Source organism: Sphingobium boeckii, from assembly GCF_014199215.1.
Classification (GTDB): domain Bacteria; phylum Pseudomonadota; class Alphaproteobacteria; order Sphingomonadales; family Sphingomonadaceae; genus Sphingobium_A; species Sphingobium_A boeckii.
Window position 1 is genome coordinate 81,831 of the sequence record NZ_JACIJC010000005.1, and the last position, 12,318, is coordinate 94,148.

A 12,318-nucleotide genomic window follows, 5' to 3' on the forward strand; every position below is an offset into this window, starting at 1 on the left:
TCTTGCAATGAATGGATGAAGATACGCTTCACACCCCTCAAAATTCCTCATGCGCCACATCCACCTCACGCACCCTGCGCTTCTGTCGCGCCGCGTCGATCAGCACGCGCAGTTCTTCGCGGCGGGCCTTGGCGTTGTCGATATGCGGGAGCGACAGTGGTGCCGTGCGCGTCGTTTCGTCGCTGGAGGTGAGCGTGATCGTGCCGATGTTGGCCCATTGATTGATCAGCGTGAAATCGAGTCGGATGTCCTTCACGCGGTAAAGCTCCACCTCGTCGATGCTTTTGACGAAGATGCCGCGGCGGACGATCAGGCGGTCCGGCGTTACGTCATAGGTGGTGGCGAGATTCTGGATCCATTTGACCAGCACGATGATCAGGCCGATCCCCACGAGGCACAGCAACAGCGTCGCCCAGCCCGCGATTGTGCCGCGCAGCCAGCCCCAGGTGGAGGAACGGAAGCTGTCTAATATCTGGCTGGCCATGCAATTCTCCCCGCGAATCCAGTGGTTGATAACAGATCAGGTGCGAAAGGGCAGTATGCTCTCATATTGCGCGAGCGGCGGCGCGCCGCGCACCAACGCGCCCTCCCGCAGCATCCAGGCGTGCTTGACGATTTCCGCCTGCTGCTCGATGCCATAGCGTTCAAGCGCCCATCCGGGCTTGAGACTGTAATCATAGCGGCAGAAGGGGTGGCGCTTGAGCGGCAGGAAGATGCCCTTTTGATATTGCCACACATGAGTCATCTCATGAATGAACAGCGCCTGGTCGGACAGGCCGGCCTGGCAGAAATCGTCGCAAAACAGCCCGCCCTTGGGATGGAAATGGATATGCCCCATCGGTGCCATGGTCACGCGCCTGGGCTGGAAGGGCCACCATTTGCTATCATGCAGGCGCACGCGGTCATAATCGATCGCGCTACCGAACACCGACGCCGCGAGCCCGGTTTCCGCCGGGGTGAGCGGGCGTCCGCGGCTCAAGGCTTGTCCTGATCCTTCGGTCCCTGGCCTGCGGCATAGATGGGCGCGTCCACGATCAGCCGGTCTCCGCGTTGAAAGGTGAGCACCATGCGCAGCGCGCCGCCGGGCTTGGCGGTGGAGCGCAGCTCGAAGAACATCACATGCTTGCCGCCAGGCTTGAATTCCACCGTGGATTTGGCGGGGACGGGGACATTGCTGAGGGGCTGCATCGTCATCATGCCGCCATGGCTCATGCTCTCGTGCATTTCAGTGCGGATCGCTGTGTCGGTGGTTACCGAAATGAGCGCGTCATCGGCCGGTCCGCCGTGAATCGTGAAATAAGCGGCCGCAGGATTGCCGCCGACCGCCGGAAGCGTCACCCAACTCTTGTCGACGTAAAGTTCCTCTTCCTTGGCGCAGGAAGCCAGCATTACTGCGGCGATCGGGGCTAAAGCGAGCAGACGGATACGCATGAATTCGGCTCCTGAATCGGCAAGGCGAACAAACTAGGCGCGCGATACGCTTGCGACAAGAAAAAGCCCACCTATATCGCCCCGGTAACATGGGTGTTGCGGGGAAACAGCCGCGCACCCGTTTGAAGATCAATATGGGGCGAATGAGGACGATTATGGGTAAAGTTATCGGGATCGATCTGGGCACCACCAATAGCTGTGTGGCTGTCATGGAGGGCGGCAAGCCCAAGGTGATCGAAAATGCGGAAGGCGCGCGCACGACGCCGTCGATCGTGGCTTTTGCCAAGGATGGCGAGCGTCTGATCGGCCAGCCGGCCAAGCGCCAGGCTGTGACCAATCCGGAAAGCACGATCTTTGCGGTGAAGCGCCTGATCGGCCGCCGCTTTGACGATCCGATCACCAAGAAGGACACTGAATTGGTGCCCTATACGATCGTGAAGGGTCCGAATGGCGACGCATGGGTCAAGGCGGGCGAGGATTATTCGCCTTCGCAGATCAGCGCCTATATCCTGCAGAAGATGAAGGAAACCGCCGAGAGCTATCTGGGCGAGACCGTGACCCAGGCCGTCGTCACCGTGCCGGCCTATTTCAACGATGCCCAGCGTCAGGCGACCAAGGACGCCGGCAAGATCGCCGGGCTGGAAGTGCTGCGCATCATCAATGAGCCGACCGCAGCAGCGCTGGCTTACGGGCTTGAGAAGCAGGACGGCAAGATCATCGCGGTGTATGACCTTGGCGGCGGCACGTTCGACATCTCGATCCTCGAGATCGGTGACGGCGTGTTCGAAGTGAAGGCCACCAATGGCGATACCTTCCTGGGCGGCGAAGATTTCGACGCCAAGCTGGTCAGCTTCCTCGCGGAAGATTTCAAAAAGGCCGAAGGCATCGATCTCACCAAGGACAAATTGGCACTGCAGCGTCTGAAAGAAGCCTCGGAAAAGGCGAAGATCGAGCTGTCTTCCGCGGCATCGACCGAGGTCAATCTGCCCTTCATCACCGCCGACGCCAATGGGCCGAAGCATCTGGTGAAGAACATCACGCGCGCCGATCTGGAGCGTCTGGTGGATGATCTGATCAAGCGCACGCTCGACCCGTGCAAAAAGGCGCTGGCCGATGCGGGCCTGAAGGCTGACGAGATCGCCGAAGTGGTGATGGTCGGCGGGATGACCCGTATGCCCAAGGTGCGCGAAGTGGTGAAGGGCTTCTTCGGCAAGGAGCCGCACACCGGCGTGAATCCCGATGAAGTGGTCGCCATGGGTGCCGCCATTCAGGCGGGCGTGCTTCAGGGCGATGTGAAGGACGTGCTCCTGCTCGACGTGACCCCGCTGTCGCTGGGCATCGAGACTTTGGGCGGCGTGTTCACGCGCATGATCGATCGCAACACCACGATCCCGACCAAGAAATCGCAGACCTATTCGACCGCTGACGACAATCAGCAGGCCGTGACGATCCGCGTGTTCCAGGGCGAGCGCGAAATGGCGGCGGATAACAAGATCCTCGGCCAGTTCGATCTCGTCGGCATCCCCGCCGCACCGCGCGGTGTGCCGCAGATCGAGGTGACGTTCGATATCGATGCCAATGGCATCGTCAACGTCCATGCCAAGGACAAGGGCACGGGCAAGGAGCAGCAGATCAAGATCCAGGCATCGGGCGGTCTCTCCGATGCGGATATCGATCAGATGGTCCGCGATGCCGAGCAGTTTGCCGAGGAAGACAAGAAGCGTCGCGAGGCGGCCGAAGCGAAGAACAACGCCGAAAGCCTGATCCACACGACCGAGCGTCAGCTTGAAGAACATGGCGACAAGATCGACGAAGCGCTGAAGGGTGAAATCCAGTCGGCGATCGACGAAGCCAAGGCGGCGGTCGAAGGCGGCGAGCCCGCGACGATGACCGAAAAGGCGCAGGCGCTTGCGCAGGTTGCCATGAAGCTCGGCCAGGCGATCTATGAGAAGGAGCAGGCTTCGGCTGCATCTCCTTCCGCCGACAGCGAAGAGAAGAAGGCCGATGACGATGTCGTCGATGCCGAATTCTCCGAAGTGGACGACAACAAGGCATAAGCGTGACACGGTTCTCGACTTCGCTCGAGCCAAACGGCTTTGGGGTTGAACCCTGTCCGTTTGTCCCGAGCGAAGTCGAGGGACGTTGTTTAGCGGGGGCGGCATGAGCACGCAGACCGATTATTACGAACTCCTCGAAATCGAGCGCACCGCCGATGACGGGACAATCAAATCCTCCTATCGCAAGCTCGCGATGCGGTTTCACCCGGACAAGAATCCGGGCTGCGATGATTCCGAGGCAAAATTCAAGGCGATCAGCGAAGCCTATGATTGCCTGAAGGATCCACAGAAGCGCGCCGCTTATGACCGGTTCGGCCATGCGGCGTTCCAGAATGGCGGGCCGGGCGCTGGCGGCGGCGGACAGGGCTTTGAAGGCTTTACCGATATCTTCGAAACGATCTTCGGCCAGGGCTTTGGCGGCGGCGGGCAGCGGCAAAGCAGCCGCCGCGGCGCAGACCTGCGCTATGATCTCGAGATCACGCTGGAAGAGGCGTATAACGGCAAGCGCACCGATATCACGATCGACGTGTCGGCCGCGTGCGAACCCTGCGAAGGGACGGGTGCCAAGCCCGGCACCAGCGCCAAGGCCTGCACCACCTGCAAGGGGCATGGCAAGGTTCGTGCGCAGCAGGGCTTCTTCGTGGTCGAGCGGGCGTGCCCCGCCTGCCACGGCGCGGGTCAGGTGATCGCCGATCCATGTCCGTCATGCCGCGGCGAGGGCCGGGTGGACAAGGAAAAGACGCTCGAGGTCAACATCCCCGAGGGAGTCGACGAAGGCACGCGCATCCGCCTGACCGGCGAAGGCGAAGCCGGGGCGCAGGGCGCGCCCGCCGGCGATCTCTATATCTTCATCCATGTGAAGCGGCATTCGGTGTTCCAGCGCGACGGGACGACATTGTTCGCGCGCGCACCGATCAGCTTCACCACCGCCGCGCTGGGCGGCAGCATCACCGTTCCGGGTCTCGACAAGGTGGAGCATGAAATCCGCATTCCCGCAGGAATCCAGTCGGGCAAGCAGATCCGTCAGCGCGGTGCCGGTATGCCCGTGCTCCAGGGCCGCGGCAATGGCGACATGGTCGTCCAGATCGAGGTGGAAACGCCGACACGGCTCAGCACCAAGCAGAAGGAATTGCTCCAGCAATTCCGCGAGACCGAGACCGGGGACGAATGCCCGGAATCGCAGGGCTTTTTCTCGAAGATCAGGAATATGTGGGACGATCTGACGGACTGAGGCGCGTTGTCTCCTCAACCGTTTGTCCCGAGCGTAGTCGAGGGACGTGGTTAGGGGGACTGACGTCCCTCGACAACGCTCGGGACAAACGGCGCGGGTGGCTATCGCTCATCCCCCCGAAACAACAAAGCCCCGCCGGGCGATTGCCGGGCGGGGCTTCGGTAGGGGTGAAGGCATCACCCCGATCGCACGCCGCAGCGTGCCATCCTTTACACGATCAGAACGGTGCTGAGCGCGAGGGCCTGGGTAGCCAACAGCAATACGATGCTGGTGACAGCTTCAAACGTCTTCATTTTCATTACTCCAAGGCGGACGATTGCGCCCGCGCCATCGCTCATGTCTTGCGATGTGGTCGACATAAGATTATTTCGCTTCGTCGCAACTTTGAAACGTGCAATCGCAGATGCAATAAATGCAATCGTATGGCATGATTGCGGCGACGGCACGTTGCGGCGCAGCAAATCGTAGCTCCAGCCTGTCATCCCCGCGAAAGCGGGGATCCCGCTGCCATTTTAGAGCGCGATGACTTTAGGTCGATCCAACCCGTCATTGCGAGCGTAGCGAAGCAATCCAGGGCGGTTTTGCCATGCTTGGATTGCCGCGTCGCTGCGCTCCTCGCAATGACGGAGACATGTAATGTCATCACGCTTTAACTGCAGCATAAAGAAGAAGCGGGATCCCCGCATTCGCGAGGATGACGGAGGAATCGGAAAGCTTACGCCGTCTTGCCGAACACCCGCGTGAAGATCGTATCGACATGCTTGAAGTGATAGCCGAGATCGAATTTCGCCTCGATCTCCGCGTTGGAGAGCGCGGCGGTCACTTCGCCATCGGCCTTGAGCAGTTCGAGCAGCGAGAGTTCGCCGTCCGATTCCCACACCTTCATCGCGTTGCGCTGGACTAGGCGATAGGCATCTTCGCGGCTCACGCCAGCCTGGGTCAGGGCGAGCAGCACGCGCTGCGAATGGACCAGGCCACCCATCTTGTTGAGGTTCTTCTCCATCCGCACGGGATAGATGACGAGCTTGTCCATCACGCCGGTCAGGCGCTGGAGCGCGAAATCGAGCGTGATCGTGGCATCGGGGCCGATATAGCGCTCCACCGAGGAGTGCGAGATATCGCGCTCATGCCACAGCGCTACATTCTCCAGCGCGGGCACGACATAGCCGCGCACCATGCGCGCAAGGCCGGTGAGATTTTCGGTCAGCACCGGATTGCGCTTGTGCGGCATCGCCGACGAACCCTTCTGGCCGGGCGAGAAATATTCCTCCGCCTCAAGCACTTCGGTGCGCTGCAGATGGCGGACCTCGGTGGCCAGGCGTTCGATCGACGAGGCGATGACGCCCAGTGTCGCGAAATACATGGCGTGGCGATCGCGCGGGATCACTTGGGTGGAGACGGGCTCGACCGACAGGCCCATCTTTTCCGCCACATGCTCTTCCACCTGCGGATCGATATTGGCGAAGGTGCCGACGGCGCCGGAAATGGCGCATGTGGCGATGTCGGCGCGTGCGGCGATCAGTCGTTCGCGATTGCGCGCGAATTCGGCATAGGCTTGCGCCAGCTTGAGCCCGAAGGTCACCGGCTCGGCATGGATGCCATGGCTGCGCCCGATCGTGGGGGTCAGCTTATGCTCCATCGCGCGGCGCTCGATCACCACCAGCAATTTGTCCAGATCCTCGATCAGAAGATCCGATGCGCGGGCGAGTTGCACATTGAGGCAGGTGTCCAGCACGTCCGAACTGGTCATGCCCTGGTGCATGAAGCGCGCCTGATCGCCGACATTTTCGGAAACCCAGGTGAGGAAGGCGATCACGTCATGCTTGGTGACCGCTTCGATCGCGTCGATCGCGGCCACTTCGATCACCGGGTTGGTCGCCCACCAATCCCACAAGGCCTTGGCGGCTGCCTTGGGCACCACGCCGAGATCGGCCAATTTGTCGGTGGCGTGGGCTTCGATCTCGAACCAGATGCGGAATTTCGACTCGGGCTCCCAGATCGCGGTCATGGCGGGGCGGGAATAACGGGGGACCATGGGAACCTTTCAAGATGTAAATCGCGCCGTCGCGTTTCGCGCACGGCTCTGGCTGGGGCGGGCGATAGCAGGGGCGGGCCGGGGCTTCAATCATCGCCAGCGCACGACATGTCGTCCAAGAAAGGGCTGTGGCGGATACGGGCCGGAAGCGCCCCTCGCCGCATGAAATCATCAGTCGGAGAGTATCGATATGTTGCGTCACCTCATCGCCATCGGCGCGCTGGCCATCGCCGCCCCCGCTTTCGCGCAGGACGCTGCGCCCGCGCCGACCGCGCCGCCGGATATCGCGGCGATTGTCCAGGCGGATTGGCCGGCCTATGATCAGGGGGCCAAGGGCTATCTGAACCAGGCCGAATTCTCGACCTGGCTGACAGCGCTGAAAACTAATTCGGGCGGCGCGGACGATCCCGCCAAAACCACGAAATGGGTCAGTGATTCGTTCAAGGTGACCGACAAGGACAGCAACGCCCAAGTCACACCCGCAGAATTGACGGCCTTTTTACAGTCTAAAGCCAAGCCGCGTTGACGAAATCGGCTCGACCCCGTGCCGGCGATCTGCCGAATCAAACACTTCGGGGTCGAGTCGAGTATGGCAGACGGTGAACAGACTTGTGTGTCAGGAACCATCACCCGCTGCACCCGTTATTCTTGTGTCCGCTATCACACGATTTCCCTTGATCGTTGCGACACACGAACACTTGATTCAGGAGAGTTATCATGATTCGTACAGTTCTTCTTGCGAGCGCCTTCGCTTTCGCCTCGCCCGCTCTGGCCCAGCAGACCGAAATGCCCGCAGAGCCTATGATGGATGCGCCGGCCGAGGCGACGACCGAGGTCGTGACCGAGACCCCCGCGCCGGATGGTGCGATGCCTGATACGGCGACGACCACCACCACGGCGGAGGCGACCGCACCGGCCAATGCGACGACCCAGGTCGCTCAGGTCGTCGAGGCTGATTTTCCGAGCTATGATCTCGATAAGAATGGCGAGTTGAGCCAGGCAGAGTTTGCGGAATGGATGCTGAAGCTGAAGGCCGCATCGCCAGCGCAGCAGGGCGCGACCACGGCGGAGGCCGATCTGAAGGCCTGGACTGGTCAGGCGTTTGCGCAGGCCGATGTCGATAAGAGCCAGGCCGTCAGCAAGGGTGAGTTGACCACCTTCCTGTCTGGCTGATCGAACCAGAGTTCGTCACGCGGCGGGCGGCTTCGAAAGGAGCCGCCCGTTGTGATTCCGGCATGTTTCGCATCCGATGCGTCCCGACTCTCCTCCCGGCCTTCCGGAAGGACGCTCGATGAAGACTCCCCTCCCGGCCTTCCGGGAGGGGCTGGGGGTGGGCCTTTTTCTGATCGCGATGAAAAAGAGCCACCCCCGACCCCTCCCCGAAGGCGTGGAGGGGAGTTAGAAAGGAAAAGGCTTCGACAGGCTCGGCCCAAACGGAATTATGGGCGTCCTCTCCATTTCACAGCAGCCCCGGCGCGCTTCACAGCAACCCCAGTGCGCGCAGGCTCGCATGGCCCTGCGCGCCGATGATGATATGATCGTGCACCGCGATGCCGAGCTTCTTGCCGGCTTCCGCGATATCGCGTGTCAGTGCGATATCCTGTCTGCTGGGGGAGGGATCGCCCGAGGGGTGATTGTGGACCAGGATGATGGAGGCGGACCCCAGGTCGATCGCCCGCCGGATGACCTCGCGGACATAGATCGCCGCCTGATCGACCGATCCTTCGCTCACCATCTCGTCGCGGATCAGCATGTTGCGGCTGTTCAGATGGAGCACGCGCACGCGCTCCACCCCGATATGCGCCATGTCCGCGCGCAGATAATCGAGCAGCGCCTGCCAGCTTCCCAAAATGGGACGTTCTGCCACTTCGGCGCGGAGCAGTCGGAGCGCGGTTGCCTGCACGATCTTGATCGCAGCAATCGCGCCTTCGCCCACGCCATCCACACGGCGGAGCGATTCGGCATCGGCCGACACCAGCCCGCCAATGCCGCCGAACTCGGCAAGCAATGTCTTCGCCAGCGGCTTGGTATCCCGCCGGGGAATCGCGGTGGCGAGCAGATATTCGATCAGTTCGTGATCCAGTAGGGCATCGCCGCCGCCCTCGATCAGTCGCTTGCGCAGGCGCGCACGATGCCCCGCATTATCCGCCGCGCCGGCTTCATCCCGTTCATCCCCGCTCATGGAATGCAAGCCTATAAGGCTCGATACGCAATCGCAACGCTTGGACGGAATCGATTGATCCAAATGCGGAAATGGTGCGTTGTGATCGTCTGAGAGGAAACAGGCTTCATGGGTCGCACGGGCAGGGATAACGACAGGGCGTGAGCGAGAAGGACGGCCTGATCGAAGACATTGCGGACGAGGTGGAAGCACTTGCGCAGGCGGCGGCGTGGCCGAAGCGCAGCCGCAGGCGTCGCAATGTCGCGCTTGGTGTGGCCGTGGTAGTGCTGGCCGGGCTGCTGATCGTGTGGACCCAGCGCAAATCGATCGCGCAGAATTTCGTGGCGGATGCGCTGGAAAAGCGCGGCGTGGACGCGCGTTACGAAATCACCAGGATCGGTTTCCGCACGCAGCGCCTCGAAAAACTGTCGCTCGGCAATCCGCGCGATCCCGATCTAACCGCAGACTGGGCCGAAATTACCACCAGCGTCGGCCTTGGCAGCGTAACAGTCACAGGCATCCGTGCTGGCGGCGTTCGGCTGCATGGCACATTGGTGGGCGATACCTTCTCCTTCGGCCAGATCGACAAATTGCTGCCCGCGCCCACGGGCAAGCCCTTCACGCTCCCTGATTTCGATCTGGCGCTGCAGGATGCGCGGATGCGGCTCGATCTGCCCAATGGACCGATCGGTCTGAAGCTGGAGGGGAATGGCAATCTCACCGGCGGATTCAAGGGCAAATTGGCGGCGGTGACGCCTTCTTTGACCTTCGGCGATTGCGCGCTTTCGGGGGCGACGGCCTGGCTCGATCTCTCCGTCGCCAATCGCCAGCCCAAGGTGTCCGGACCGGTGCGGGCCGAGAGCTTCGCGTGCAAGGAGTCCGGGCTCGCGCTGACGAAGCCGGAGGCGAATGTCGACGCGCGGCTGAACGAGGCGCTCAATAGCTGGAAGGGCAATGCCCGGCTTCAAATGGCGCGCGCCAGTTATGCCGGCAATGTGCTGGATTCGGTGAGCGGTGCGGTCGGCTTCGATGGCGGACGGCGTGGCACCAATGGCGGCGTGGATATGCGCGCGCGGTCCGTGTCCGCGGCCACGGTCAGCGGGCAGGAATTGCGGCTTGATGGCAAATACACGCTGGGCAAGCAACGCGGTGGTGGCCAGTTGATCGCGCTCGGCGGCAAAATTTCGCTGGAGAAGGCCGCGCTGGATCGCGCGACGCTCGCGCGGATTGCCGGCTATGGCGATGCGGCGGATGGCACGCCCGTCGCGCCGCTAGTGAAAGCGTTGGTCGATGCGGCCACGCGCGCGGGAAAATCGGCGCGGATCGATGGCGATTTCGCGGTGGAGCAGGCGGGCGGAGCGGGTTCTCTGAAGATCGCGGCGCTCTCCGTGATGAGCGAGAGCGGGATGCGCATGGCGCTGAACGGTGGTGACGCCAGCGCCGTCGCCCTCGGCTGGCCCGGCGCCGGCGCGATCCAGGTCAATGGCCGGCTGTCGCTGGGCGGCGGCGGCTTTCCGACAGCGGACGTTCAATTGCAGCAGGCCGCACCCGGCGCAGCGGTCCGCGGGGTCGCCACGATCCAGCCTTATGCCGCAGACGGCGCGCAACTCGCGCTGACGCCGGTGCGTTTCGATGCCGGCCCCGATGGGCGCACCCGCTTCGATACGCGGATCACGCTGGATGGCCCGTTGGGCGACGGTCAGGTGTCCGGGCTGACCTTGCCGGTAAGCGGCCGGCTGGACGGGCGCGGTGGCATGTCCATCAATCCCGGCTGCGCGCCGCTCTCGATCGCCTCGCTCAGCGCCGCGGGGCTCGTGCTGGGCGCGAACCGCGTCAATCTGTGCCCGCATGATGGCGCGGCGCTGTTTGCGATGTCGCCCAGCGGCCGGATGAGCGGCGGGGTGCGGATCGCGGCACCGCGCCTCACGGGGCGCATTGGCGCAAATCCGGTGACGATCACGGCGGGCGGGCTTCAGTTTGCGCTCGCCAGTCAGGCCATCACGGCACAGACGGTCGCGGTGCGGCTGACCAGCGAGACTGCGGTCACCCGGCTCGATATCGGCACGCTGGACGGGCATTTCGGCCGCAAAGGCGGGGCAGGGCGCTTTGCCGGCCTTGGCGGGCAGATCGGCGCGGTGCCTCTGATCATCTCCGAAGCGTCTGGCGGCTGGGGCTTCGCGAATGGAGCGCTCAATCTGGATGGCGGGCTGCGCCTCTCCGATTCCGCCGTCGAGCCACGCTTCAATCCCTTGCTGTCGGACGATTTCAAACTCGATCTGGTCAATGGCAAGATTGCAGCGCGCGGGCTTTTGAAAGAGGCGCGCACGGGCATTGCGGTCACCGGCGTGACGATCGCGCATACGCTGGGCAATGGTATCGGTCATGCCATGCTCGATGTGCCGTCGCTCACCTTTGGCGACGCATTTCAGCCCGATACGCTGACCCCGTTGACGCTGGGCGTGGTCGCCAATGTGACCGGCACGATGAAGGGGCAGGGGCGGATCGACTGGACGGCAAACGGTGCCACCAGCAGCGGCGTTTTCAGCACGACCGGCACCAATCTGGCGGCGGCGTTCGGCCCCGTTACCAATCTGAGCACGGAAATCCGCTTTACCGATCTGCTTGGCCTTGTCACCGAGCCCGGTCAGCGCGCCACGATCGGGGAGATCAATCCCGGCATTCCGGTGAAGGATGGCGTGGTCCGCTATCAGTTGCTGCCCGAGCAGCGCGTGCGGATCGAGGGTGGCGACTGGCCCTTCGCCAATGGACATCTGACGCTGGATCCCACCACGCTCGATATGGCGGCCACAAAGCCGCGCAATCTGACCTTCCGGGTGAGCGGCCTCGATGCCGCGGCCTTCCTCCAGAGCTTCGAATTCCAGAATATCAACGCCAGCGGCATATTCGATGGCGTACTGCCCATGGTGTTTGACGAGCATGGCGGACGGATCGTGGATGGCCGCCTCGTCGTGCGCCAGGGCGGCGGAAATCTGGCCTATATCGGGGAAGTCTCGAAGGAGAATCTTGGCCTATGGGGCAATTTCGCCTTCGATACGCTGCGGTCGGTCGATTATCGCACGCTGGAGATTTTGCTGAGCGGCGATCTGGCGGGAGAGATGATCACGCAGATCGGTTTCACCGGGCTGAGCCAGGGGGAAGGCACCAAAAGCAATTTCCTCACCCGCAAGATCGCGGCGCTGCCGATCAAGTTCAACGTGCGGATCGCAGCGCCCTTCCGCCAGCTCGTGTTTTCGGCACGGTCCTTTTACGATCCCACCTTGCTGATCGAGCAGAATCTGGGCGCATTGATCAGCGCGCAGGAGGGCGGTCCGCCCTCGTCCGGCGGCGAAACGCCCGATCCCGTCGTTCAGCCGTCAGAAAGCGAGACCAAGCCATGAAGCGT

Annotated in this window: 11 protein-coding genes; 5 read left to right on the forward strand and 6 right to left on the reverse strand. The window is 62.5% G+C overall.

What is annotated here, in order from left to right; genetic code table 11:
• Positions 1–37: 37 nt before the first annotated feature.
• From FHS49_RS14905 to FHS49_RS14915, 3 genes are read right to left on the reverse strand one after another with little or no spacing between them, the layout of a single operon-like run.
• Positions 38–484: a PH domain-containing protein gene (locus FHS49_RS14905; protein WP_184020035.1), complete on the reverse strand. Its 447-nt coding sequence runs from the start codon at positions 482–484 to the stop codon at positions 38–40.
• 36 nt (positions 485–520) lie between these two features.
• Positions 521–979: a vgr related protein gene (locus tag FHS49_RS14910; RefSeq protein ID WP_184020037.1), complete on the reverse strand. Its 459-nt coding sequence runs from the start codon at positions 977–979 to the stop codon at positions 521–523.
• On the reverse strand, positions 976–1,431 hold the full coding sequence (locus tag FHS49_RS14915) for a copper chaperone PCu(A)C (protein WP_184020039.1): 456 nt from the start codon (positions 1,429–1,431) through the stop codon (positions 976–978). Before FHS49_RS14915 ends, FHS49_RS14910 begins: the two co-directional genes overlap by 4 nt.
• Before the next feature lie 155 nt (positions 1,432–1,586).
• Between FHS49_RS14915 and dnaK the strand changes: the two genes are divergently transcribed.
• Both dnaK and dnaJ read left to right on the forward strand, forming a co-directional pair.
• Positions 1,587–3,488: a molecular chaperone DnaK gene (gene dnaK, locus FHS49_RS14920; RefSeq protein WP_184020048.1), complete on the forward strand. Its 1,902-nt coding sequence runs from the start codon at positions 1,587–1,589 to the stop codon at positions 3,486–3,488.
• Positions 3,489–3,591: 103 nt separating this feature from the next.
• A complete protein-coding gene (gene dnaJ, locus FHS49_RS14925) occupies positions 3,592–4,719 on the forward strand; it encodes a molecular chaperone DnaJ (RefSeq protein ID WP_184020050.1) in 1,128 nt (375 codons plus the stop codon).
• A gap of 209 nt (positions 4,720–4,928) precedes the next feature.
• Here the strand turns inward: dnaJ and FHS49_RS14930 are convergent, their stop codons facing one another.
• Together FHS49_RS14930 and purB are read right to left on the reverse strand one after the other, a co-directional pair.
• A complete protein-coding gene (locus tag FHS49_RS14930) occupies positions 4,929–5,180 on the reverse strand; it encodes a hypothetical protein (RefSeq protein WP_184020052.1) in 252 nt (83 codons plus the stop codon).
• Positions 5,181–5,434: 254 nt separating this feature from the next.
• On the reverse strand, positions 5,435–6,754 hold the full coding sequence (gene purB, locus FHS49_RS14935; protein ID WP_184020054.1) for an adenylosuccinate lyase: 1,320 nt from the start codon (positions 6,752–6,754) through the stop codon (positions 5,435–5,437).
• 190 nt (positions 6,755–6,944) lie between these two features.
• Between purB and FHS49_RS14940 the strand changes: the two genes are divergently transcribed.
• Positions 6,945–7,280, forward strand: coding sequence for a hypothetical protein (locus tag FHS49_RS14940; RefSeq protein WP_184020057.1), 336 nt, complete (start codon positions 6,945–6,947; stop codon positions 7,278–7,280).
• Between the two features lie 191 nt (positions 7,281–7,471).
• Positions 7,472–7,927 (forward strand): EF-hand domain-containing protein, encoded by a 456-nt coding sequence (locus FHS49_RS14945; RefSeq protein WP_184020059.1) that lies wholly within the window; start codon positions 7,472–7,474, stop codon positions 7,925–7,927.
• Between the two features lie 307 nt (positions 7,928–8,234).
• Here FHS49_RS14945 and radC read toward each other — a convergent pair whose 3' ends face one another.
• On the reverse strand, positions 8,235–8,936 hold the full coding sequence (gene radC / locus FHS49_RS14950; protein WP_184020061.1) for a RadC family protein: 702 nt from the start codon (positions 8,934–8,936) through the stop codon (positions 8,235–8,237).
• 140 nt (positions 8,937–9,076) lie between these two features.
• Between radC and FHS49_RS19905 the strand changes: the two genes are divergently transcribed.
• Entirely contained in the window at positions 9,077–12,313 is a 3,237-nt protein-coding gene (locus FHS49_RS19905; protein ID WP_184020063.1) for an intermembrane phospholipid transport protein YdbH family protein, read from the forward strand.
• Positions 12,314–12,318 lie beyond the last annotated feature (5 nt).

Excerpts from the sequence above, each read along its gene's own strand:
- FHS49_RS14905 (WP_184020035.1), bottom strand. The coding sequence starts at position 484 with ATGGCCAGCCAGATATTAGACAGCTTCCGTTCCTCCACCTGGGGCTGG.
- FHS49_RS14915 (WP_184020039.1), bottom strand. The coding sequence starts at position 1,431 with ATGCGTATCCGTCTGCTCGCTTTAGCCCCGATCGCCGCAGTAATGCTG.
- dnaK (WP_184020048.1), top strand. The coding sequence starts at position 1,587 with ATGGGTAAAGTTATCGGGATCGATCTGGGCACCACCAATAGCTGTGTG.
- dnaJ (WP_184020050.1), top strand. The coding sequence starts at position 3,592 with ATGAGCACGCAGACCGATTATTACGAACTCCTCGAAATCGAGCGCACC.
- purB (WP_184020054.1), bottom strand. The coding sequence starts at position 6,754 with ATGGTCCCCCGTTATTCCCGCCCCGCCATGACCGCGATCTGGGAGCCC.
- FHS49_RS14940 (WP_184020057.1), top strand. The coding sequence starts at position 6,945 with ATGTTGCGTCACCTCATCGCCATCGGCGCGCTGGCCATCGCCGCCCCC.
- FHS49_RS14945 (WP_184020059.1), top strand. The coding sequence starts at position 7,472 with ATGATTCGTACAGTTCTTCTTGCGAGCGCCTTCGCTTTCGCCTCGCCC.
- radC (WP_184020061.1), bottom strand. The coding sequence starts at position 8,936 with ATGAGCGGGGATGAACGGGATGAAGCCGGCGCGGCGGATAATGCGGGG.